General features: G+C 43.2%; 28 protein-coding genes. 5 read left to right on the forward strand and 23 right to left on the reverse strand.

Annotation, left to right across the window (positions count from 1 at the left end):
- Positions 1-17: 17 nt before the first annotated feature.
- A complete protein-coding gene (locus tag F8R13_RS02235) occupies positions 18-1,421 on the reverse strand; it encodes an SLC13 family permease (protein WP_152831697.1) in 1,404 nt (467 codons plus the stop codon).
- A gap of 88 nt (positions 1,422-1,509) precedes the next feature.
- Here F8R13_RS02235 and F8R13_RS02240 point away from each other — a divergent pair, with 88 nt between their 5' ends.
- Positions 1,510-2,313, forward strand: coding sequence for a helix-turn-helix domain-containing protein (locus tag F8R13_RS02240; RefSeq protein ID WP_172967672.1), 804 nt, complete (start codon positions 1,510-1,512; stop codon positions 2,311-2,313).
- Positions 2,314-2,343: 30 nt separating this feature from the next.
- Here F8R13_RS02240 and F8R13_RS02245 read toward each other — a convergent pair whose 3' ends face one another.
- The 6 genes from F8R13_RS02245 to F8R13_RS02270 form a co-directional block, all read right to left on the reverse strand.
- A complete protein-coding gene (locus F8R13_RS02245; RefSeq protein WP_152831699.1) occupies positions 2,344-3,144 on the reverse strand; it encodes a hypothetical protein in 801 nt (266 codons plus the stop codon).
- A 269-nt stretch (positions 3,145-3,413) separates the two neighbouring features.
- Complete coding sequence (locus F8R13_RS02250) at positions 3,414-4,172, reverse strand: hypothetical protein (RefSeq protein ID WP_152831700.1); 759 nt, start codon at positions 4,170-4,172, stop codon at positions 3,414-3,416.
- 94 nt (positions 4,173-4,266) lie between these two features.
- Positions 4,267-4,554 (reverse strand): YciI family protein, encoded by a 288-nt coding sequence (locus F8R13_RS02255; protein WP_152831701.1) that lies wholly within the window; start codon positions 4,552-4,554, stop codon positions 4,267-4,269.
- Between the two features lie 27 nt (positions 4,555-4,581).
- Positions 4,582-5,172: a TetR/AcrR family transcriptional regulator gene (locus F8R13_RS02260; protein WP_152831702.1), complete on the reverse strand. Its 591-nt coding sequence runs from the start codon at positions 5,170-5,172 to the stop codon at positions 4,582-4,584.
- Between the two features lie 39 nt (positions 5,173-5,211).
- Entirely contained in the window at positions 5,212-5,925 is a 714-nt protein-coding gene (locus F8R13_RS02265; protein WP_152831703.1) for a DUF4395 domain-containing protein, read from the reverse strand.
- Between the two features lie 20 nt (positions 5,926-5,945).
- Positions 5,946-6,341, reverse strand: a complete 396-nt coding sequence (locus F8R13_RS02270; RefSeq protein ID WP_152831704.1) for a hypothetical protein — start codon at positions 6,339-6,341, stop codon at positions 5,946-5,948.
- 207 nt (positions 6,342-6,548) lie between these two features.
- Here F8R13_RS02270 and F8R13_RS02275 point away from each other — a divergent pair, with 207 nt between their 5' ends.
- Positions 6,549-6,848 carry a hypothetical protein gene (locus F8R13_RS02275; RefSeq protein ID WP_152831705.1) on the forward strand — a complete coding sequence of 100 codons (300 nt, stop codon included), beginning with the start codon at positions 6,549-6,551 and terminating at the stop codon, positions 6,846-6,848.
- Positions 6,849-6,972: 124 nt separating this feature from the next.
- Here the strand turns inward: F8R13_RS02275 and F8R13_RS02280 are convergent, their stop codons facing one another.
- The 15 genes from F8R13_RS02280 to F8R13_RS02350 form a co-directional block, all read right to left on the reverse strand.
- A complete protein-coding gene (locus tag F8R13_RS02280) occupies positions 6,973-7,356 on the reverse strand; it encodes a carboxymuconolactone decarboxylase family protein (protein ID WP_152831706.1) in 384 nt (127 codons plus the stop codon).
- Positions 7,357-7,413: 57 nt separating this feature from the next.
- On the reverse strand, positions 7,414-7,782 hold the full coding sequence (locus tag F8R13_RS02285; protein ID WP_152831707.1) for a MerR family transcriptional regulator: 369 nt from the start codon (positions 7,780-7,782) through the stop codon (positions 7,414-7,416).
- Between the two features lie 130 nt (positions 7,783-7,912).
- Positions 7,913-8,137 carry a hypothetical protein gene (locus tag F8R13_RS02290; RefSeq protein ID WP_152831708.1) on the reverse strand — a complete coding sequence of 75 codons (225 nt, stop codon included), beginning with the start codon at positions 8,135-8,137 and terminating at the stop codon, positions 7,913-7,915.
- Between the two features lie 271 nt (positions 8,138-8,408).
- The gene (locus F8R13_RS02295) at positions 8,409-9,221 is read right to left on the reverse strand and encodes a DUF2189 domain-containing protein (RefSeq protein WP_152831709.1); all 813 of its coding nucleotides are present in this window, start codon (positions 9,219-9,221) and stop codon (positions 8,409-8,411) included.
- Positions 9,222-9,588: 367 nt separating this feature from the next.
- Positions 9,589-10,149 carry a histidine phosphatase family protein gene (locus F8R13_RS02300; protein ID WP_152831710.1) on the reverse strand — a complete coding sequence of 187 codons (561 nt, stop codon included), beginning with the start codon at positions 10,147-10,149 and terminating at the stop codon, positions 9,589-9,591.
- A 127-nt stretch (positions 10,150-10,276) separates the two neighbouring features.
- Positions 10,277-10,831, reverse strand: a complete 555-nt coding sequence (locus tag F8R13_RS02305; RefSeq protein ID WP_152831711.1) for a VOC family protein — start codon at positions 10,829-10,831, stop codon at positions 10,277-10,279.
- 28 nt (positions 10,832-10,859) lie between these two features.
- The gene (locus F8R13_RS02310; RefSeq protein ID WP_152831712.1) at positions 10,860-11,309 is read right to left on the reverse strand and encodes a GyrI-like domain-containing protein; all 450 of its coding nucleotides are present in this window, start codon (positions 11,307-11,309) and stop codon (positions 10,860-10,862) included.
- A 45-nt stretch (positions 11,310-11,354) separates the two neighbouring features.
- Positions 11,355-11,609 carry a DUF2164 domain-containing protein gene (locus F8R13_RS02315; protein ID WP_152831713.1) on the reverse strand — a complete coding sequence of 85 codons (255 nt, stop codon included), beginning with the start codon at positions 11,607-11,609 and terminating at the stop codon, positions 11,355-11,357.
- A 21-nt stretch (positions 11,610-11,630) separates the two neighbouring features.
- A complete protein-coding gene (locus F8R13_RS02320; RefSeq protein WP_152831714.1) occupies positions 11,631-12,122 on the reverse strand; it encodes an ATP-binding protein in 492 nt (163 codons plus the stop codon).
- A 43-nt stretch (positions 12,123-12,165) separates the two neighbouring features.
- Positions 12,166-12,810: a DUF4386 domain-containing protein gene (locus F8R13_RS02325; protein WP_152831715.1), complete on the reverse strand. Its 645-nt coding sequence runs from the start codon at positions 12,808-12,810 to the stop codon at positions 12,166-12,168.
- 123 nt (positions 12,811-12,933) lie between these two features.
- On the reverse strand, positions 12,934-13,545 hold the full coding sequence (locus tag F8R13_RS02330) for a hypothetical protein (RefSeq protein ID WP_152831716.1): 612 nt from the start codon (positions 13,543-13,545) through the stop codon (positions 12,934-12,936).
- Positions 13,546-13,551: 6 nt separating this feature from the next.
- On the reverse strand, positions 13,552-14,178 hold the full coding sequence (locus F8R13_RS02335; RefSeq protein ID WP_152831717.1) for a hypothetical protein: 627 nt from the start codon (positions 14,176-14,178) through the stop codon (positions 13,552-13,554).
- A 123-nt stretch (positions 14,179-14,301) separates the two neighbouring features.
- Positions 14,302-16,020, reverse strand: coding sequence for a proline--tRNA ligase (locus F8R13_RS02340; RefSeq protein WP_152831718.1), 1,719 nt, complete (start codon positions 16,018-16,020; stop codon positions 14,302-14,304).
- A 114-nt stretch (positions 16,021-16,134) separates the two neighbouring features.
- The gene (locus tag F8R13_RS02345) at positions 16,135-16,761 is read right to left on the reverse strand and encodes a hemolysin III family protein (RefSeq protein ID WP_152831719.1); all 627 of its coding nucleotides are present in this window, start codon (positions 16,759-16,761) and stop codon (positions 16,135-16,137) included.
- Positions 16,762-16,786: 25 nt separating this feature from the next.
- Positions 16,787-16,987 (reverse strand): hypothetical protein, encoded by a 201-nt coding sequence (locus tag F8R13_RS02350; protein ID WP_152831720.1) that lies wholly within the window; start codon positions 16,985-16,987, stop codon positions 16,787-16,789.
- Between the two features lie 125 nt (positions 16,988-17,112).
- On the opposite strand from F8R13_RS02350, the gene F8R13_RS11715 reads away from it, so the two are divergent.
- The 3 genes from F8R13_RS11715 (at position 17,113) to F8R13_RS02360 (ending at position 19,987) form a co-directional block, all read left to right on the forward strand.
- Positions 17,113-17,241: a hypothetical protein gene (locus tag F8R13_RS11715; RefSeq protein ID WP_256370029.1), complete on the forward strand. Its 129-nt coding sequence runs from the start codon at positions 17,113-17,115 to the stop codon at positions 17,239-17,241.
- Positions 17,242-17,335: 94 nt separating this feature from the next.
- Positions 17,336-18,652, forward strand: coding sequence for an anti-phage deoxyguanosine triphosphatase (locus tag F8R13_RS02355; RefSeq protein WP_253806336.1), 1,317 nt, complete (start codon positions 17,336-17,338; stop codon positions 18,650-18,652).
- A 63-nt stretch (positions 18,653-18,715) separates the two neighbouring features.
- Positions 18,716-19,987, forward strand: a complete 1,272-nt coding sequence (locus tag F8R13_RS02360) for a cation:proton antiporter (RefSeq protein WP_152831722.1) — start codon at positions 18,716-18,718, stop codon at positions 19,985-19,987.
- 9 nt (positions 19,988-19,996) lie between these two features.
- Here the strand turns inward: F8R13_RS02360 and queG are convergent, their stop codons facing one another.
- Entirely contained in the window at positions 19,997-21,175 is a 1,179-nt protein-coding gene (gene queG, locus F8R13_RS02365) for a tRNA epoxyqueuosine(34) reductase QueG (RefSeq protein ID WP_152831723.1), read from the reverse strand.
- Between the last annotated feature and the right edge of the window lie 175 nt (positions 21,176-21,350).

A 21,350-nucleotide genomic window follows, 5' to 3' on the forward strand; every position in this document is an offset into this window, starting at 1 on the left:
AGGTTGGGGTGTTGGGTTTATAGCATTCCTAGGAATTTCCACCAGAAGTAATCCAGTGGTAGCAGCAACAGAACCGTCGCTATAGCCAAAATCAGTACCAGCTTCATGCCGTGAATCATCTTTTCACCTGCCAATTGCATTCCAATTACCAGTGGCGGTACTTGGTAGATGAAAATCGGTGTAGAGAACCCCAGTACCTGAGTCATCAAGACGCTGTTCAAAGGCAAGCCTGCGGCCTGTGCCAATTGTTGCGCCAGAGGCGTTAATACAGCCGGAACTCCAGGGGTTGTGGTGGCAATTGATGTCATCATTGCCATAAATGCCAGAGACATAAAGTTCATGAAATCGTGCCCGGCAGACAAGGGTAATATCTGTGTCAGTTGCTTGGCCATGACGACACTTAATCCTGAGCTAGACAACAAAGCTCCTAACCCCAATATCCCGGCAACAATCAGAAAAGGTGGCAGTTTGATGTCATCATTAAACTGTTTGCCGCTCACTAAGCCAAACCCGGGAAGCAACAACAAAAAGGCCGCGCCTACCGCAATCCATGCCGGAGAAATATGATGTATGAAATCTGTTAACCATAGGCCGACGGTAAGCGCCAGAATCACCGACATTTTGAACTGTGCATTGGTGAAAGGCGGTTTGGTTTCATGGGGCGATACATAAGGTTTGGGGGTGTCCGGGAATTGCCACAAGATCAATCCCCAAATCATCAAGGCTTTCAGTAATCCCAATACTGGAAAATGTAGCATGAGGTATTCACCGTATAGTGGTTCGATTTTATAAAGGGTTTCGATACTTCCCACCAAAACCATATTGGGTACGTTGTTCGGAAGCACCGAAAAGGTCGGGAAAAAAGTGCCGAAAATAGCGGCCAGTACTAACCCGGTTCTGCCCTTTGAACCGCTGTGAAAGCCGAATCCTTCTGCCATGACAATAATGATGGGAATCAGCAAGGCAATGCGTGCAGTTGCAGACGGCATAACAAAGCCCAATAAAATGCCCACTACAATGACACCTAACACCAGCCGTGCATAGCTACCGTTCAATTTGTCTGCCACACTGTGGACGATGCGGTCACTTAACCCGGTATTTTTTACTGCGGATGCAATCACCAAACCACCAAAAATCATCCAGAAGGCCGAAGAGGCAAAGCCTGAGAAAATCACTGAAGGCGCGCCCAGGTTCATCAACATCGCAACGAGGAAAAACAACACGGCAGTTAAGTGTTCAGGGAGTTTTGCCGTCGCCCAAAGGCTGATAATAATAATGCCCAGTCCTGCGACATGCCGTTGTTCGGACGGTAAATTCAAGATAGGGAAAAACATGATTACGATGCCGGAGATGGCAGCAAACAAAGTCACTAAGCTTGAAAAAGAGAAGTAAGCGGGTTTGTGTTGAATGATAGATGACATGGTCTTGCTCCAAAATAATGGGTTATGAGTATTTTCTTGAAAACCATGGGGTCTGTCTTGCTACAATTTGACAATGAATATCGAAAAAGTGACAAGTGAATCACCGTCAATAGAGCCGCCATCTCCGGCTTCTTATTATCTGGATGAAAACCGGCCGGTGCTGGCTCGCGCTGTGGAAATGCAAAAAGCGAGACAAACGCGGTTTCATAACCATCCCAGAGCCCAGTTGATTTACGCTATTAATGGCGTAGTGAGAGTGCTGACCGCTGAAGGCACTTGGCTGGTGCCGCCCTCTCAGGCAGTGTGGATTCCATCCGGTGTCATGCATGAGACTCTGGCAGTCAATAAGGTGTCGGTGCGTAATCTGTTTATTGATCCTACGGCAACAGAAGGCTTACCCAAAAACGTTTGTGTTTTTAATGTTTCTACTTTGCTGAGAGAGTTGATTTTAAAGGCCGTTTCAATCGGAAATGACTATCAACCGGACTCCAGTGAATACCGCATCATGCAGGTGATTCTGGACACGCTCAAAGAAGCACAGCCAACAATCTTGCACCTACCGATGGGAAAAGATCTGAAACTAAACAAAGTGATCGGTGAACTGCTCCAAAATCCTGATGACAGCCGAACTCTGGAAGAGTGGGCATCCTATGTTGGAGCAAGCAGTCGAACGTTGGCAAGACTATTCAACAAGGAAACCGGCATGAATTTCGGGCAATGGCGCAATCAGTTACGCTTGATTGAAGCAATAGATCGACTAGGGCAGGGGCAATCGGTGACTAACGTTGCGATTGACTTGGGTTATAACAGCCCCAGCGCGTTTATCGCCATGTTTCGTAAGAAGCTGGGTAAACCGCCGGTAGCTTATTTTAGAGATATTTTTGAAAATTAAATGAGTAAAAACTTCTGATAAAAAATTGTTTTACCCGTCAATCTCCTGCATCTCGTTTTTTGTTTTTAAGGTTTTGAATGTCATGCCAATCAGAATTGCCATGAACACGAAGAACAATAACTTAACACCCCCCGTCATTAATTGCCCCGCCAGATGATAAGTTAAGAAGTCGTTCAGAGGTGGAATTAGCTTGATGACTAGGCTGACAACAAAACTGGTGACAAAAGGGAAGAGAAAGGTAATGACCATGATTTTAAGGACATACCCTTTACTCATACGCCAAGCATCCGAAAAGCTAGTTGGTTTGTCGGCAGCAATACCTGGAAAGACCAAGTAGAGTCTGACGGAAAGCACAAGTCCGATGATTAAACCGGCAATCATAACAATGAAAGGGAATAGTTTAGCCAAACTACTACTAACGAAGCCCATGGAAACACTTGATAATAGGCTGAAAACCAAAATCAACAGAATATAGATAACAGTTAAGCCTAGGGCATAACCCATGAATTTCAACTCTCTCATGCCGGGTAAATAGAGTCCAAATTTACTGACGGATGATGTTCCTAGTATTGCCATTCTGTAACTGTTAATGAGCAATCGGATATACAGAAACACTAATAGGAGAATGTATAGCAGGTTGTCCCCCAGTATTTGTAAAAAGGCTTTTCCGATAAGGTCTTTTGGTAAGGCCATAATTCCCTGAAATTTACTCAAGAATAAAATAAAACACCCCATTAACAGGGCGATGGGAAGAATAGTATTTTTGAGAATTTCTAATTTATGTTCTTTTACCAGTTGGATGGTTTCTGAAAAAATGTCCTTGACTAACAAAGCTGACCCTCCTTGATTTAAGTATTTTTGCTATGTTTCAACGTTTGAAACTATAGTTTAAATGAGAGGGGTAGATGGAAAATTCGAGGCTAAAATTTTTTATTGCGCCATAAATCATGAAGAAACTATGAAGCCAGTTGTGACCACAATTTTAAGCAATTAATACGCAATTAATTTAATTGGATTTGGGTGAGGCGCAGCAAGTCTTGGCAGCCTATTTTCGAGAGATATCAGAAGCTGAATCTCTCGAAAAATCTGCCAGGTTGGGGTTAGTGACTACTTTTCGCTGCGCGTTGTTTGAAGGCGATCAGGAAGAAAATAATCAGCAACAAGAGGGTGGCGGTTGCTGAAAATCTGCTCAATTCCAAGCCACCGTTCGCCACTGGTTTGTCTAGGAAATCACCGACAACCGCACCCAGTGGGCGTGTCAAAATAAACGCTAACCAGAAGAGCACCACGTGTGAAATTTTGGTTTTGAAGTAGGCGATAGCAATCAAGGCCAGTGCACCACCAAAGATAAAGATACTCGCTTCATAGCCCAAACCTTGCGTATCCGCAACCCAGTCGCCCAACGCCGTCCCCAATGTTTGCGAGAACATAATTGTCAGCCAGTAAAAAGCTTCGGATTTAGGGGAGCTGACCGAGTTAATGGAAACCGTTCCCAGTGTTTTACGCCAGATGAACAGTGAACTCAAAAGCAGCAACAACAAAATAGTCGAGCCACCTGCATAGCCTATACCTAAAGATCGGTCCGTAAAGTCTGCCATGGTGGTGCCGACCGTGGTGGTGGCAATGATGGTAATCCAGTAGATGACTGGATGAAATGCTTTTGAATAGATTTGTGCAGCAACGGCAACAATAAACACGCCAGCAAAGATATAGGTGCTTTCCAAGTAGCCCAGTCCTAAAGACATGGAAACCGCGTCGCCGCCTGTTTCACCCAAAGTGGTTGCAAATATTTTGATGATCCAGAAAACAAGGGTGACTTCTGGAACTTTACTCAGCACTTCATTCTGATGGGGGTTCATATCATTTCATCCAGTGTTGTTTTTGGCGTTTATCATAACGCGTCTGAATGACAAAATGCTTTCAAAAGATTGAACGGATGAAAATTTGGATTGATTATTTTACGAAAGGCTCGAAGCCAGATTGCATTTTGGAAGGAATGAATTCATGTACTTCGTAGTCGGCAATCCCTTCACGAAAGAAAGGGTCAAGAGCGAGTATAGCCATGAGTGCTTCTTTATTAACGCCGGAGGCAAGAATGACACCACCGGTTCTCGGCACGCGTCTACCGGAGGCAATGAATACGCCGGCATCATATTGTGCATCCAAAAAAGTGATGTGTTCGTCAAGATACTGCTCAACGTCTTCAATCGGTCTTTTATAGGTCAATATCACCACAAACATGGGCTTTCCTTTGGGATTTAAAAGCGGTTAGTTATTTGCATTCAAGCTATGACGCATCAATTGCTGAATGTTTTTAGTCAAATACTCGGTTGATTGGGCTTCTTTACTGCCGCCCGGCAAGTAGATGCGCACCGGGTTGGCTTGAAAGTGAAAGAAGAGTAACCCCATCAAACTGGTGGTCAAAAAGTGTGGATCACAGTTGGGATCAATCTCGGTAAACACGGCATGCAGGGCATGGCAAGTGTCGGACATAACATCTTCCGCTAGAAATTTTAGATGTGCTTCATCCTGCTCCAAAAGCTCACGGATAAATAACTGGCGAAACGTCTCGTTACTCACCATTTGCTTACAGGCGAGCATAATGAATTCATCCAGCTTTTCATCGGCAGGAAGGTTGGAAGACAAACAAGCAATCAGTACATTGTCTTCTTTGCAGAAAACATACTTTAACGACGCTCGATAAAGTTCGCTCTTGTCTTTGAAGTGATTGTATAGCGAAGGTGCTTTGATATTGCATGCCGAAGCAATATCACGCATGGTCAACGCATCATAGCCTTTAGCAGCGAAAAGTTCGGCAGAGGTTTCTAAGATGCGTTGTTGCGTGTTGTTTGTTGTCATGTATTTTCTGATTGTCGTTTTGTATTAAGTTGATTCAAATTATGTCGCTTCGTGTTTACGTCTAATTTCATCCCAATCGATATTGTGACAAGCATAGCAGGGTTCTTTGATAATGCCCATCCAAACCAATAGACTGTGTATTTTACAACCTAAACAAAAGCCAAGTACAGCTTCAAACCACATGAGTGCGATACAAACCCAAACTAGGTTCACCGGAAACCAATAGGGAATGTAGTTATAAGTCGTCGGTAACAGCTCGGCGCCAAACAATGCATTGACCCAATTGGCGAATACATCCGGGTTGAAAAACACCAAGCACAATGTCACTAGGGTAATGCCCAAACTCCATGCAAAACGTTTTGGCGTGAGTGGCTTCCATTCCGCGCGCTTGTTGCGCGCCAGGTAGTTTGACAGGTGAATGGTGGGCGATAGGCGGGATGTCCAGACAAACATTCCCGCAAGCAACTCGAACAAACCATAGAACAATAATGCCGTTTGCACTGTGTAATCATAAGTGCGACGGGTCATTTCGCCCGAGTAGATGATCTGAGAGGCATCATTCACCTCATAAGTGTCTTCGATGCTGTTTGCATTTACAATCCAAGGCGAAGTGTAAGCGACATCGAATAATGTCAATGCCATAAACAATGGAATCGCCAGCATCATTCCCGCGCGGATACGCACCGCCGTGTCGTTGATAAACAGAACTTCCTCGTTGGGATCTCTAAACCAAGTATTTTTAAACCAAGACATCGTTGCCTCCTTGAGAAGAATTAAATTTTTTGCACCGAACCAGAGATAGGCTTGCTGAAAAAAGTGCGAAAAATCATTGAAAGCGAATAGCGTTCATTGTGATTCCACGGCATGAGAGACATGAATCGCGCCAAGAAACAGTAATCAAACAACACCATGGCAGTTGTGCCCAAAATCACAAAATACAGTATCCAAACCATTGGTGCCCAGAAGGCAATCAGCAGCAGGGTATAAGCGATGCGCACCTGTACCGGAAAAGCCAATAATGATTTGCTCTCTGCATAAAAATGGACAATTTGTATCACCGTTAACGCTGTTGCCAAAGGCAAGCCATAGTGCCAACCGCCGACATCCAATATCAGCAAAATATCGGTGATAAACCAGTAAACCCAAACCTTGTTCATAACTCTATCCATAGTAGTGTGCCTTTTATATAACTAACTAACGTTTGTTAGTATAAAGATTGTCAGGTAATTAACAAGTAAAATTTCTGCCAGGTTGGGGTAAAAAGAATCGTGAGATAAGCTAGAGATGTGCTTGAACCTTGAGTGAGGAGGTTATAGAGATATTGAGCAATACTCTGTATCATCTTGCTCAAACAAAATTAAAAACAAGGTGTATCTATGTTGAAGAAAAAAAACGGTTTTATGCTGCTTTCGGTTTTTCTAGCTATAGTAAGTGTTAACGCCTACGCAGGCATTGCTGAAGATGCCAAGGAAGTTAAGCAAAAGATCAAGCAAGAATCCAAAGATGCCTATCATACAACCCGAGATTATATTGATGATCACAAAGGGGAGTGGAAGGATAACGCCAAAGACGCAAAAGAAAAATTCAGGAAAGATTCTAAAAACGCCTACGAAAAAGCAAAGGAAGACTCTAAAGAAGCCTATGAAAAAGCCAGGTCTTTTATAAAAGGTGAATAACCCCTAAATTACTTTTAAAACATCAGTATTTTAGGGAGGGAAGTCGTTTATAGATTGCTCTGTTGTTGCGTTTTGAGCTTAAAAATAAGTGTTAAATAAAGATTATATTTATTGAAGACTAACTTCATTTGCATTCTTCAAATACTTCTTGAGCCGCAAAGGTTCCATTCAAAGCAGCAGGGAAGCCTGCGTAAACGGACATTTGTAAAATAACCTCAATAATTTCTTGCTGGGTGCAGCCAATATTCAGAGCAGCTTTAATATGAACTTTCAGTTGTGGAGTTGCATTTCCTAAAGTAGTTAGCGCAGCAATTGTTGCAATTTCACGCGATTTTAAGTCGAGAGCAGGGCGGTTATAGATATCACCAAATGCAAATTCAATAATGTATTGCCCCAAATCAGGTGAGATATTTTTGAGCGAATTGATGACATTTATTCCTGCTTCACCATCAATTTTATTGAGATTGTTTAAACCGCGTTCAAATCGTTCGTTGGACGTGCTTTTCATTAGAATACTCCTTTGTTTTGATTCAGGAGCAGTCTACTTCTTAGAGTTAACTCTAAGTCAATGGTTATTTTCTAGGATAGTTTGAGCTTTGTAAAAAGCAATTTTTTCATTCAGCTTTTTTAGATGTTGCTGCTGCGCGTTTAATTTTGTTTGAAGGGCTTTTGCGTGATTCTCAAGCAATGTTTGACGGGATTCTAGAGTGGTATTTCCTTGTGATCGCAATTTGGCATATTGCTGAATTTCAACAAGGGGCATGTCTGTTTCTTTTAGTCGTTGGATGAACTTAGCCCATTCTATATCTTTTTCAGTGAAATGGCGGTGTCCATTTGCAAGTCGTTGAACATGATTAAATAAACCGATTTTTTCGTAGTAACGAATGGTATGAGGGCTTAATCCGACGCGTTTGGAAAATGTGGTGATATTCATTGGGTACCATTGCAATAAAAAACTATTAGATTTGCATAGTTTAGCGCAATGCGAGTTTGGTTTAGAGTTAGCGTAAAGTGGGTGATTCAATTAATGTTGAATTTCACTTTACGCTAGCCCCAATTATTGATTACTTATCGATCTGTTTACTTTTATTGACCCAGGCGATGGCTTCGCCAGCAAGTGCCCCTCCACCCGGGCCTCCATATCTTAAAACGTCTTTAGCCCAGCTTTCAAAGCCGGCACCTGTGGCAGAGTCCGGTGTTGGGAAGTTAAATGAGCTTAAGTCATCACCTGCAAAAGCAGCCGTACTAAAGGCCGCTGCGAACAATATTCCAATCAGTTGTGTTTTCATACGTCACCTCTGAATTTTGTGGCATTAAATGAGAAAAAGTAACTCGAGTAAGTTTTTCACTCACTTTCACTATACGCCAAATTTAAATACAGAAAATAGGGTTGGCAGCATCTTCAGAGATCAGTCAGCTTTTCATTAACATTCATCAAAACTTTGTGAAATAGTGAACGAATATTTAGTGAAAATCTGCCAGGTTGGGGGGAGGGGAATTTAAGTGGTGGAGGTAAAACACGCCACCATCTGTAATGGCGGCGCGTAGTGTTTTGAATGATTAAGCGTTATCGAACTCGATTAGTTGATTAAACGCATGCCAGCTGGCATAACCGAGTAGGGGCATGATCAGAATCATTGCAAACCCAAGGGTGACAAGTCCTAAGGTTAAGAACGCGCCAATGGTCAACGCCCAGACAAACATCACCAGTTTGTTTTCCATCACGACCTGAAAGCTTAAAATCATCGCGCTGATGACGCCTACTTTGGGGTCTTTTAGCAGTAAAGGCAGAGTAATGACGCTGATGCTAAATACAAAGGCGGAGATAATCACCGCACCAATCATAAAGAACACCAAAAAGTTCAGACCTGCTTCAGACTTTAAAAAGCCCATTAAGCCTTCATCAGGGTTGATAATTAACAGACTGCCAGCTTGAGATAGTGCTGCAATCAGTGGTGTTGCTAGCGACCACGCTGCGGTAATCATTCCCAGTGCTAAAGCGAAAGAACAAATTTCAGAGGTGTTGCTGCACCAAGCAGTGATAGATTCACGCAAACTAGGGCGTTTGCCTTGCTCCAATTGTTGAGCAATATAGTAAAGCCCTGTCGCTAAGAAAGGAGACAGCATGACAAAAAAGGTCGCATACTTGAATATCATCACCGCTTGTTGTCGGAACATGAGGAAAACGCTAAACATCGCGAACCACATTACAAATCCGTAGAACAAAGACTCTCTCGGCGCATTGGGAATATCGTCCCAGGCTTTTTTCAACCATACCCCGATATCCGAGACTTTCGCATCATGCGAAATCAGGTGTTCTCCGTTTTCAAGATAATGGTCATGTAGGTGTGAAGATGAAATTACTTGCGGCATAAACTTCTCCTTTATTTGCATCGTGCAAATTGGTGATACGCAATTAGTTTTCTCGTTTAGCATTTCCTACTATTCAAGTAGGTTATTAATAATATACATAATCCTAATGGCAAATTGATTGAATAAATTTATGCGTTATATCTTTGTTATATAAAAGAAAATAATAATATTATTGAATGATTAATGGTGGATTTAACAATTTGGAAACAGTTCCTGAAAGAGGGGGAGATTTTTCAGTTAACAAGCTAAGCAAGTTTTGTATTTTCTGTACATGAGAAAGATGGGGAAAGTTATTTTTATTTTATTTAAATCCAATAGGTAAGAATTTAATCTGACTCTGACACCATTGATTTGTTGTCATTGAAGATTATTCCTGCTTATAAACGCCATAGCTCCAGTGCTTTGAACTTAGACTCTTTGGGCCTACCCATCCGTTTCGCTTTAATTCATTCGCTAAGATTCGGTTATAAACACCATGACCTACAAATAACACCTGTTCGTGCTCGCCAGCTAATTCCAAAAGTCTTTTGACGGCATTAACAGCTCTTGTTTTTGCTTCTTTAAATGACTCGGAATTTCTCGAATAACCTAGTAACCAAAGAACCCTGAAAAAAACAGCCCAAATTTTTGGCGATAATTTCAATGTAGACCAATTAGCGACTGGCAAACCTGCTTCATTAAAAATGGCATCAGATAACACAATTTTTTCTGCATTTAATGCCATGGCAGACTCTATTGATCTTGGTAATTCACTGCACACAATAGCTTTACATCTACTTGCATAGTTCACTGCCCCCTCAGAGGGTGTGGATGAAGGGCATAAGCCTGAAGCGTTGTACTTCTGCACCCATTTTTGGAAGTCTGATGCATTGAGCTTATTAAGTGATGGAAGAATGGGCTTTCCATGTCTAAGAAGAATTATTTCCATTTTTTCCTGCAATTATACCGAAGCCATCATCGTAACATCTCTCAGAGTTAACAGGGGCGGAGAAGAGGAGAGTTAATTTTACTTTCACCTCGATGATTTGTTCCTATTATCTAGGCCGGGCGAGCCTTTAGGGTTGTTCATCTCTGGACGGTAGTTTGCGCATGGCTTCTTTCCAAGGCGGTTGCTTCCATTCCGGGTGTTTTGTCCAAATGTTTTTCAGTATTTGTATCCAGCGGTGATAGGCGCCGATGGAAGGCAGTAAAGGCGTGTGCGCCAATTCAAAATGAATGCCGGTATAAGGGTCGTCGAAAAACACCGCATAATAACCCGGTGTATAGATTGGATACTCAGCTGGCGGATCGGTGACGGTAATATTGTTTTTCAGTAAGAAATCCTGATAAAAACGGTCGATTTCCTTGCGGTTTTTTGCCCAGAGTGCAATGTGGTGAATGCCGGTTTGGTGCTCGTCGGATTTGAGTTTTTCTCCACTAGTGGCTGGTTGGATGCCGATATAACTGTGAAAGAAAGGGAAACGTGCCATGTAATAGGTAGAACGATAGCCGATATCTAGCGTCCAGAAGCTGGTGTATCCGAGCCAACCGAAGAGCTTGTCGAAAAACGCTATGGATTTATCATATTCAAGTACTGAAAACTCAACATGGTGAATGCCTTTCCATCTCATTGGGTGCTCCTTGTTTTATTGGCGAGAACTATTTCACGGCAATGTGGATGTGAACTTCATCACCGCCTTTCCAAAGCTCAAAATCTGTGGTGTAGGCACGCTGATATTCACAGTTATCGGCAGAGAAATATGCCCATATATCGGCCCAGGTGTTGATAACGGTTTGCGGCATGTCACCTTTGCCTACGAAAACCAGATAGTTGCCTTTTTCAATAGTGACGGGTTTCAGAGACGCATTGTCGTTAGTCAAAAAGTCAGTACCTGCCATCACATTGAATTCGCCCGAGGCATCAGACTCGTAATCGTAATAAACACCGTAGACCTGTGACTTTTGTTCGTCCAGTAATGGCGCAACATCTTGCCAGAACTGTTGCCATAAAGGGGCAATTTTCGAGGTTTCCGGGTTCATTTCATCGACATTTCGAGTTCTAACCACCAATCCGTGAACTTGAATGGCTTCGATTGAGACAGGTTTCATCGTGTTCCTCCTGGAAAGAGATAGGTTGATGGATTAGGTCGAGTGTTATCTGCTAAATTCTGTGGTTTTTTCAAGTTCGTAAATGGCATTACCAATATCATCCAGCCTTTTTTCAAGAATGGATTGCGCGTCGTAAAGGCCTCGATTATAAAAATAGGAGCCGATTTCTTCCGAGAAAAAATCCAGCAAAAACTGTGAATCAAACTGTCCTATATCTTGGTTCAATTCTTCACGAAAATAAAGTTGTATTTTTTTGATGATAACGGCAGTTTCTTCTTTTGAAAATTCAATCTCAGGCATGGTTTATCCCATCGTTTTGCATCAATGGGGGCAGACGCCATTGATTGTTGTGACTATATTAAAGCCCTCATTGGAAGTTGGCGCAACAAAATACTTTGTTACCTGTTCAAACATAGCTTCCGTGTCTGTTGCTGCTCGTTGAGGCTGTTCTATTCGTCTTTTAGCAATCTGCGCTAAACAGACTTCATTGGGTACATCCAAGTAAATCAGTTTATGATCTGCACCCACTTCTGAAAATATACTCTTGAACCACTCTCTCTGTTTCGTAGTATTAGCAGGAAAATCCATCACAACGGTCATGCCCGTATTGAGCATATTTTGTACAAGGGCTTTTACCAAAGGTTTTAATCTATTCGAATACTTTACGTAGTCTTCCAAGCTTTGAATTTTGTTGGGGTATAAAGATTCAAGCCACTCATCTTCTGAAAGAAGCACCGCATTGCTGTCGATTGCTAATTCAACCGCCTTGGTGGATTTACCAGCGCCCATTTTCCCACATAGAAACAACAACATTTTTTACAACCTACGTTTACCAGTTCAATTTCACTACATTGATTTAATAGGCATTAGCCTTTTGCACATTTTTGCCCCCTTTAATCAGCAGCCAGATTGCGAAAGACATCTCACCGAAAATACTCGGAATGGCTACCAGTGCAAGGAAAATAGAGGCGTAAGTTTCATAATCAGACAACATGAAATGTGCGGCAGTATCCAGCATATACATGAAGCCAGCGATCACCAAAAACACTGCGATGATTTTAGGCCGACCAATGATATTACCCAATAAAATCAAATGCACGCCAAAAAAGAAAAGTCCAATCAGCCAAATGGTGTTGAAAACACTCACATACCTTAGGATTTCTTCACCTGAAATTGAGGAGAACACGAATGGCAGGGCAGAGATTGCTACACCCATAATGATGGCATGCGCCATTCTAAACAGCGCCGCTAAACCAGATAAAGGATGCGTTTTATAAAGTTCATAAAGCGACCAGGCAATGACGATATCGAAAATCACCGTAATCATAAACGCCAAGGTGCCGGCTCTAATAAAAAGAGGGGAGCTTTGAACCGCCTGTTTAGGATTGTTCAGTAACGCTTCAATCACAAAGAAATTGGCAAATATCGCTGCAAAGAAAATAATGAAATAACTAATCCCGGTAATCAGAGAGAGCATTCTGGGTGTAAAAGTTTTGGACATGGCATTTAACCCTCAATATAGAGTGTGTCGTACTTGACTTATCTTACGGTGGAATAATGGTTGTTATGCGAAAGTATGTGATAGAGCTGAATATACTTCATTTTATATTTAAAAGGCATAGGTCTAATTTGTTTTATTGGAGTTGTTTTGTTCAAGAAATATTTCTGCGTCAGAAATGTAAGCTTTGTAGAAAGTAAGCCCCATTTCAGCTATAGATACCGGATGCAAGTCCATAATTTTCACTTTTAAGTGATGCCATGGAGGGTTGTACCATTTACCTCTATTTTTAAAACGGGTTAATTGAGGGCTTGTTGGAATTACATCTAGAGATACATTTGGAAAAATATCAGGGCTATCGATATTAATTGTTAGAGTTCCTGATTCAAGCTTTGATGATATTGAGTTAACAGTAATACCATTTCCTGTTTTGTCTTTTATTACCATTTTTAATGGTTTGGTAACGGTCGAGCTAATGCAGTGCATTTCGGAATTTCTTGCTTGTTTAAGAAAAACAAGCAGTGGATCCTTCTTTCTCAAAATTGTGTATGGCTTGTACCATTGAGTAAAACCTTCATTACTTTTTAAGTTTCTTTCCGTTAGTTCCCAAGAACGTTCAATCCGAAATAAGAAGTTTTCCCAGCTTTCTTGAAATTCATCAAAACTTTCCGTCTGCTTCATTTTGTTAATTTCTAAAGCAGCTATTTTGAGATCTCGTTTAGGTCCAGATAATTTCATATTTTTTTATTCCAAACCTAGTTCTTCCTCTATTCTTGAAAGTTCGGCTAAGGTGATTTTAGGATTCTTTTTAGCTTCTGCTAAAAATAAACTTGCATGGCGAAGTATCAAGTGAGAGAAAAGTCCACTATCAAGTCCTTTATTTGACAGGCCGATGTCCTTTCTCATTTCTTTAAAAAAGTCTCCCATAAGAAATACCGTTTTTGCGCATGGTTCGGAAAAAGCCATAAATTCTTTCCATTCGATGAAGCTTTTTAGAACACCAGGGCCACCCCACACAACAAGCTTTCTTTGCCATTCTTGGAGAAATGGAACCAAGTCTTTATCTTCACTCCCATCTTCTCCATGCATCATAGAAAAAAGCTCTTTTAAAAATGCATCATACATTTCAATTTTTTGCGCGCGCAGGTGTGCTTCTGTTTCTTTTACACGTTCAAAATATCGTCCAAGTACTAATGTAATTGTTGCGACAATTATTGTAGAGGAGGCAGTTAGCATTCCAACCGCTAGGTCAGAATTCAATGAGGTAAACCAGTTCCAGAGCGCAACTACAAGCCAATAAATTATTCCACCAAATACTGCCAATAAAAAAATACCGATAGCTATTTGTACCTTACTTGTTTCTTCTGCCATGAAGTCCTCCCATTGTGATATGAAGCCAATAACTTCATATTTGTTAAGTTATGATTTAGGAAAGTATGTTTGGTTCTTTCAGGAACTTAACAAAAAAGCGGCTAAAGAGCCGCTTTTATTTTCTTAGTTACCGCTTAGTTTTCCAAGTAAGAAATCCATAAATTCCGTTTCTGGAATATCTTGCGCATTTTCATCGCGGCGGTATTTGTATTCAATCTCGCCTTTATCCAAACCGCGTTCACCAATGACGATGCGGTGAGGAATACCAATCAACTCCATATCGTTAAACATGACACCTGGGCGTTCGTTGCGGTCGTCAAACAACACTTCAATGCCTTTGGCTTTAAGGTCGTTGTACATCTTGGTTGCGGCTTCTGCTACGCGCGGTGATTTGTGCATTTGCATTGGCACGATGCACACTTGGAAAGGGGCTAGTGCTTCCGGCCAGATAATCCCTTTATCATCATGGTTTTGCTCGATGGCAGCGGCAACCACACGGGTGACACCGATACCGTAACAGCCCATTTCCAATACTTGCGCACGACTATTTTCATTCAATACAGTTGCGTTCAAGGCTGTGGAATATTTGTTACCCAATTGGAAGATATGACCCACTTCGATACCACGACGGATTTCGATTTTCCCTTGTCCACATGGGCTTGGATCACCTTTAACGACGTTACGAATGTCTGCCACCAAAGTAGGGGTAGCGTCTCTGTCCCAGTTTGCTCCGGTTAAATGGAAGCCGTCTTCATTGGCACCGCAAACAAAGTCACTAGCATGGGCGGCTGTGCGGTCAACAATAACAGGAATGCTCAAACCAACCGGGCCGATAGAGCCAGCAGAACAACCTGCGGCCGCTTTGATTTCTTCATCCGTCGCCATCTCGAAAGGTTCTGCAACCAATTCCAATTTCTCGGCTTTGATTTCGTTTAATTCGTGATCGCCACGCACAACCAATGCAACCACAGGTGCGGCTTCGGTAGCGCCTTTAACCAGTAGTGTTTTTAGGACTTTCTTTTTCTTAAGTTGTAGGAAGTCACACACTTCTTCAATGCTGTGTTTGTTTGGGGTTTCTACTTTAGTGAGTTCTTCACTTGGCGCGGCACGCTCGCCTTTTGGTGCTAGGGCTTCTGCCAACTCAACGTTTGCGGCAAAGTCTGACTCGGTAGAGAAGGCGATGTCGTCTTCACCTGACTCTGCCAATACGTGGAACTCATGCGAACCATCACCACCGATAGAACCTGTGTCAGCCTGTACTGGACGGAAATCTAGCCCTAGGCGAGTGAAGATGCGGTTGTAGGCATCGTACATTTCGTCATAGGTTTCTTGCAGGCTGTCACGATCCATGTGGAAAGAATAGGCGTCTTTCATGATGAACTCACGTGAACGCATCACACCGAAACGTGGACGAATCTCGTCACGGAATTTGGTTTGGATTTGGTAGAAATTCACTGGCAGTTGTTTGTAGCTGCGGATTTCCTTGCGAACCAAATCAGTGATGATTTCTTCGTGGGTTGGACCTAATGCAAAGTCACGATCGTGACGGTCTTTGAAACGAAGCAACTCTGGGCCGTAGTCTTGGGCACGACCGGATTCTTCCCATAGTTCAAGCGGTTGGACGACAGGCATCAACAACTCTTGCGCGCCGGAACGATTCATTTCCTCACGGACGATTTGCTCGACTTTACGCAGCACTTTCAAGCCTAGCGGTAGCCAGTTGTATAGACCGCCGGCAAGCGGGCGAATCAAACCTGCACGTAACATCAATTGGTGGCTGATAACAACGGCGTCGGCTGGGGTTTCACGAGTGGTGGCGAGCAATAAGTTTGAGGTTTTCATTCTAAGGAAAGACTCTTTTCGTTTTTAAATTAATTTCTAAAGTAACAGGTTAAATAACAGGGTTGGAGATCAGAAATAACCCCGTTTTGGAATGGGGTATTTTAGCACGCAGAATTATCTAACGTAAGCGATAACGGTGATGAAATGACAGAAGGAGCCGCCAATGACAAACAGGTGCCAAATGCCGTGGGCGTGTTTGAGTAGGTTTTTGTCGTCCAACACATAGAAGATAATGCCGATGGTATAGGCGAGGCCGCCTGCGGTAAGCCACCAGATGCCGGCAGTTGGCAGGGCGGCTTTGAGTGCGCCGAAGTCGAAAACAACCAGCCAACCCATAATGAGGTAAATGCCGAGTTGTAGCCACTCGATGCGGTTTTTAATCACCAACTCCAGCGTGATGCCGATAGCGGCGAGTGACCAGACAGCTACAAGTAGCCAAATGCCGCCACTGCCATAGAGCGTTACCAGCGTAAAAGGGGTATAGGTACCGGCAATGAGCAGGTAGATGGAAATATGGTCGAGTTTTTGGAAAATGCGTTTGGCTAAAGGATGTTTGAAGCTATGGTAAAGCGTGGAAAAGCTGTAGAGCAAAACCAAGGTTAAACCAAAAGTGAGAAAGCCAATGAATAAGGGAATGCTTTGTTGTTGAACAGCGACAGTAATCAGCGAACCAAATGCCATTAAGGCAAGTACGGTACCGACAAGGTGGGAGATGCTGTTGAATTTCTCGCTGTGATACATAGGTTCGCTTGATTATTTTGTAGTCTTAGTGGTATTTTTCTTTACAATTTTTGATGGCTGCCCAGTAGGCATCATTTTTGTGCGGGTCACCACCTTGCGTGTTGTCCCATAAGGTGCTGGCTCTATTTTTACAGTCCGTGTATTCTTTACTTTCGCAACCCGAGAGGGATGCCAAAGTGATCGTCAGCATTAAAAAAGAGAATAGACCGAGTACTGCTGTTTTCATGAGAAATCTCCTATATCCATCATGAATGCGTGTTTAAGACTCTATTTTTATTTTATGTGAAAATGTTCTAAAGACATTTGAGTTTTTATTTAAACATGGTTTACCCCAACCTGGCAGATTTTTGAATGAAATTTTCGTTAATCGTCAATCTGGCAGAGGGTTTGAGGAAAGATAGCCTGCGTCAAAGTATGAAGTTTTTGGTGAATGACCGTAAAATCGGTATGATGAACGCACAAATGCTTGGCATACTTTAATTTCGCAACACCGACCCTTTGGAAGAAAGGAACATCCGTGACAATTTCCGCACACGAACAAGAGCTTGATTGGACACAGCGTTATACCAACTTTTTGGATAACGAGGAATCCCGTCCTGCGCGTATCGTTTATCAACGAGACAGAGCGCGAGTGATTCACTCGGCGGCGTTTCGTCGCTTGCAGGCGAAGACGCAGATTTTCGGTTTGAATGAGTCCGACTTTTATCGCACGCGTTTGACGCATTCGATGGAAGTGGCGCAAATCGGTTCCGGTTTGGTGGAGCAGTTGATTACGGTGGGTGACGGTAAAGCCTATATGGATTGGTTGCCATCGTTTTATTTGATTGAGGCGATTTGTCTGGCGCACGACTTAGGGCATCCACCTTATGGACACGGTGGTGAAGTGGCGTTGAACTATATGATGCGTAAACATGGCGGCTTTGAGGGCAATGCTCAGACCTTGCGCATCCTTTCCCGATTGGGGGAGTATACGCCGAAAAACGGTATTGACCTGTCTCGCCGTGCGACTTTGGGTGTACTGAAATATCCTGCCATCTATGACGAAGTGGTCACACAAAGCATCGATTATCAAGCACGCATTCATCAGGCGGATGCGTTTGATTTCCGTACCCTGGATATGAGCCGTTGGTACCCGCCGAAAGCGAGTGTGTACCAAGAAGAACGTGAGCAGTTCGAGTGGGTGCTGGGCTTGTTTTCGGATAAGGATAAAGAACTTTTCACGAAATTGGTTTCCAACGAAAACCATTTTCAAAATGATTTCCATAAAACACAGTATAAAGCGTTCGACACCACCATTATGGAGTTGGCGGACGATATTGCTTATGGCATCCATGATTTGGAAGATGCGGTAGCGATGGGGATGGTGCTTCGTGATCTATGGCAGACAGAAGTCATGGAAAGCGAGGTCTTCAAACGCTATGCACTTTGGGGGGATGAGATGACGACCATGTTGTTCAGCCCGCGTTCCAAAGACCGTAAACACGCCATCAGTAAAATGGTGGGGATTATGGTCGAAAGTATTTTTGTCGATGAAAATGAGATTTTCGAGCACCCATTGTTGCGCTATCAGGCTAGATTGGGTGAAGCGGAAATGGCGGTATTGGAGCTGTTAAAAAAATTCGTTTACGTGCATGTCATTACTTTGCCGGAAGTCAAAGGTATGGAGTATAAGGGGCAGTTGATTGTGCTTGACCTGTTCAAGTCGTTACGCGCCAACCCGGAAGCCTTGCTGCCGCGCAATACCTATGAAAAATATCAACGTGCAGAGTCTGAAAGGGCGCAGCAAAGAGTCATTTCCGACTATATCGCGGGCATGACCAATACTTATGCCTCGCGCTTGTATGAGAAGTTCTTTACGGCATCTCAAGGCTCGATCTTCGACCGTCTTTAAGTTTTTAAGCTGTTTAAGGCTTGAAATTTATCTTAAGTTTTCAAAATAAAATCAAGGTAAGTTATGGGATTTCTTGAAATCGGCCTAATCGTGATTGGGCTTATGGTGTTATCGATGGTGGCGCAAGAGCGCCTCAAGATTCCTCTGCCAGTGACTTTGATTTCCGTGGTTTTGCTGTTTGCGGTGTTTGGCTATCACATAGAACTGAAAGGTTCGACTTTTGACTCCATGCTGATGCTGATGTTGCCGCTGCTGATTTCTTCTGATGTACTCAATCTTAAACCGGACCAGCTTAAGAAAAACTGGCTGAGTGTGGTGTTGACCGCTGGTGTTGTGGTGGTTGCATCGGTGATTTTAGGGGTGGTGCTCAAGGCCTATATTTTACCCCATTATGATTTGAGCATTCCTGCCATGGTGGCGTTGATGGCAATGGTGGTGGCGACCGATCCGGTGACCGTTTCCGCCGTGTTCAGCAATTTTCGGTTGCCGAATCATTTGAAGTTCATTGCCGAATCCGAATCTTTGTTCAACGATGCCACAGCCTTTGTGATTTTTGGTATTGCGTTAACCATGTTGGCACAGCCAATGACGGCAGGCGAAGTGCTGGTGTTCTCGGTGGTGACAATCATTACGTCATTTTTGGTGGGGTTGGTTGTCGGCGTGGTGGGTATCTTATTGCTTAAACTTTCTAATGGTGCGCAGACGGAAACCGCCATTATTTTGTTGGTCGCCTATTTGTCATTTGAGTTTGCTGAGTATTTTGAGGTGGCGGCAATCTTCTCGCTGGTGGTGTCGATGGTGGTGATGAACGCCGCGATTTTGTCGGAAGACTCTCGTTTGAACATTCATGCAAATCGTCCGGGGTTGCGGCATAAACTGTTCTCGCACTTGAACGACACTTATCAAAATCATCCATCTATTGTGCAGTTCTTGGGGTTTGCCGCGTTGTTGGCAAACGTGCTGTTATATATCTCTATCGGTGAGATTATTGATTTGCATTGTTTGTTGGGCTACTGGAAAGAGATTCTTGCGGTATTTGTTGCAACCAGCTTGATCCGCGCATTGATGATGTGGCGATTCAAAAACACTTCTCACCGAATTGAGTCGATGAAAACCATTTCCTTCGACTGGTGGGTGGTGCTGACGTTTGCCGGGGTAAAAGGCGGGTTGTCTATTTTGATGGTGCATATGTTGCCGGAAACTTTTGCCTATAAAGATTTATTCACAGCGATTATTCTCGGCAATATTATCTTAACGACCTTTGTGTATTCATTGTTGCTGACGGTTTATGTCAAGATGCGCAAAGTATCGTTTTCTTCCCAAGTCGGGCTGTGAGGGCTAAGCTTAGCGAGGCTTTTTCGGCAGGTAATACTTGGGGGCGACAGCTGGCTTACCTTGCTGGGTAAATACCCCCAACCTGGCAGATTTTTGCGTTTGTGCCTGTTGCTGTTTCTTTTGTGTTTGCTGGGTAATCGCCCAGTCTCTGTGTTCTTGTACCAGTTCTGAATCTGTTTTTAAGGCCGATAGCGCTTCGATGTTTTGTGGTCGGTAGTCGTCATTGCCAATCGCAATACACAAGTTTCTTTGCCAAAGTGCAAACCCAATCCGTCTGATGGGTGACCCTTCAAAGTGATTTAAAAACTCTTCTTCAGTCCAGCTCAGTAATGTCAGAAGTGTTGCAGCATCCAGTGGATGTTTTGCCTTGATTTGCTTGGCTTTAAAAGCATCTTCGGTTGTGGGGTCGGTGAACTTATTCCAAGGGCAAACCAATTGACAGTCATCACACCCATAAATACGATTGCCGATCAGCGGGCGCAATGCTTCATCAATAGAACCTTGGTGTTCTATGGTCAAGTAAGAGATGCAGCGGCGGGCATCGACTTGGTTGTTAGGCAGTATCGCTTGCGTTGGGCATTCGTCAATGCAAGCGATGCAAGGACCGCAGCCTTGTTTTTCAAAAGGCGGGTCTGCTGGCAGGTCAAGGTTGCAATAAAGTTCGCCCAGAAAAAACCAAGAGCCAGCGTGGGGGTGGATAATCAAACTGTTCTTGCCGATAAAACCCAGCCCTGCCTGTTGAGCGATGGGGCGCTCAAGCACGGGAGCCGAGTCAGCAAAGGCTCGGTAAGTAAAGTCCGGCACCTCTTGTTGGATTTTACTGGCTAGCTGTTGCAAGCGCTTGCGCATGAGCTTGTGGTAATCCTTATTCAGCGCATAGCGAGAGACATAGGCTTTGTCATTGGTTTGCAATTGTTCAATAGGCGAATGGGCGTCGGCATCGTAGTAGTTCATCCGGACACTGATAATGGATTGTGTACCCGGCACAAGCTCAGAAGGGCGAGTGCGTTTCGTGCCGTGTGCGGCCATATATTGCATCTCACCATGGAAGTTTTCTCCCAGCCAATTGAAGTAGGTCGCTTCATAATCAGACAGGTCGATTGACGTGATACCGACATCCGCAAACCCTAAGGTTTTCCCCCAGTCTTTTATTTTGGTCACTAATTGGGTGTGAGTGATGGTTTGCAAATGTTTTCTCTGTAGCGCTAAGTATTGCGCTCATTTTAACGTGTTTGAGGATCATTGAATGAAGGATTGTGTGTTGCAAAAAAGCATCATAAATAAAATTTTGTTCATTTTAGGCTTTCTTTTTTATACAATTTCTATAGAATGATACGTAATTCATTGAAATAACTATAAAACT

Source organism: Hydrogenovibrio sp. JE_KL2 (genome assembly GCF_009296185.1).
Classification (GTDB): domain Bacteria; phylum Pseudomonadota; class Gammaproteobacteria; order Thiomicrospirales; family Thiomicrospiraceae; genus Hydrogenovibrio.

Bases quoted from the DNA above. Each gene is read 5' to 3' on its own strand.
- F8R13_RS02235 (WP_152831697.1), bottom strand. From the start codon at position 1,421: ATGTCATCTATCATTCAACACAAACCCGCTTACTTCTCTTTTTCAAGC.
- F8R13_RS02250 (WP_152831700.1), bottom strand. From the start codon at position 4,172: ATGAACCCCCATCAGAATGAAGTGCTGAGTAAAGTTCCAGAAGTCACC.
- F8R13_RS02255 (WP_152831701.1), bottom strand. From the start codon at position 4,554: ATGTTTGTGGTGATATTGACCTATAAAAGACCGATTGAAGACGTTGAG.
- F8R13_RS02260 (WP_152831702.1), bottom strand. From the start codon at position 5,172: ATGACAACAAACAACACGCAACAACGCATCTTAGAAACCTCTGCCGAA.
- F8R13_RS02265 (WP_152831703.1), bottom strand. From the start codon at position 5,925: ATGTCTTGGTTTAAAAATACTTGGTTTAGAGATCCCAACGAGGAAGTT.
- F8R13_RS02270 (WP_152831704.1), bottom strand. From the start codon at position 6,341: ATGGATAGAGTTATGAACAAGGTTTGGGTTTACTGGTTTATCACCGAT.
- F8R13_RS02275 (WP_152831705.1), top strand. From the start codon at position 6,549: ATGTTGAAGAAAAAAAACGGTTTTATGCTGCTTTCGGTTTTTCTAGCT.
- F8R13_RS02280 (WP_152831706.1), bottom strand. From the start codon at position 7,356: ATGAAAAGCACGTCCAACGAACGATTTGAACGCGGTTTAAACAATCTC.
- F8R13_RS02285 (WP_152831707.1), bottom strand. From the start codon at position 7,782: ATGAATATCACCACATTTTCCAAACGCGTCGGATTAAGCCCTCATACC.
- F8R13_RS02290 (WP_152831708.1), bottom strand. From the start codon at position 8,137: ATGAAAACACAACTGATTGGAATATTGTTCGCAGCGGCCTTTAGTACG.
- F8R13_RS02295 (WP_152831709.1), bottom strand. From the start codon at position 9,221: ATGCCGCAAGTAATTTCATCTTCACACCTACATGACCATTATCTTGAA.
- F8R13_RS02300 (WP_152831710.1), bottom strand. From the start codon at position 10,149: ATGGAAATAATTCTTCTTAGACATGGAAAGCCCATTCTTCCATCACTT.
- F8R13_RS02305 (WP_152831711.1), bottom strand. From the start codon at position 10,831: ATGAGATGGAAAGGCATTCACCATGTTGAGTTTTCAGTACTTGAATAT.
- F8R13_RS02310 (WP_152831712.1), bottom strand. From the start codon at position 11,309: ATGAAACCTGTCTCAATCGAAGCCATTCAAGTTCACGGATTGGTGGTT.
- F8R13_RS02315 (WP_152831713.1), bottom strand. From the start codon at position 11,609: ATGCCTGAGATTGAATTTTCAAAAGAAGAAACTGCCGTTATCATCAAA.
- F8R13_RS02320 (WP_152831714.1), bottom strand. From the start codon at position 12,122: ATGTTGTTGTTTCTATGTGGGAAAATGGGCGCTGGTAAATCCACCAAG.
- F8R13_RS02325 (WP_152831715.1), bottom strand. From the start codon at position 12,810: ATGTCCAAAACTTTTACACCCAGAATGCTCTCTCTGATTACCGGGATT.
- F8R13_RS02330 (WP_152831716.1), bottom strand. From the start codon at position 13,545: ATGAAATTATCTGGACCTAAACGAGATCTCAAAATAGCTGCTTTAGAA.
- F8R13_RS02335 (WP_152831717.1), bottom strand. From the start codon at position 14,178: ATGGCAGAAGAAACAAGTAAGGTACAAATAGCTATCGGTATTTTTTTA.
- F8R13_RS02340 (WP_152831718.1), bottom strand. From the start codon at position 16,020: ATGAAAACCTCAAACTTATTGCTCGCCACCACTCGTGAAACCCCAGCC.
- F8R13_RS02345 (WP_152831719.1), bottom strand. From the start codon at position 16,761: ATGTATCACAGCGAGAAATTCAACAGCATCTCCCACCTTGTCGGTACC.
- F8R13_RS02350 (WP_152831720.1), bottom strand. From the start codon at position 16,987: ATGAAAACAGCAGTACTCGGTCTATTCTCTTTTTTAATGCTGACGATC.
- F8R13_RS11715 (WP_256370029.1), top strand. From the start codon at position 17,113: ATGAAATTTTCGTTAATCGTCAATCTGGCAGAGGGTTTGAGGAAAGAT.
- F8R13_RS02360 (WP_152831722.1), top strand. From the start codon at position 18,716: ATGGGATTTCTTGAAATCGGCCTAATCGTGATTGGGCTTATGGTGTTA.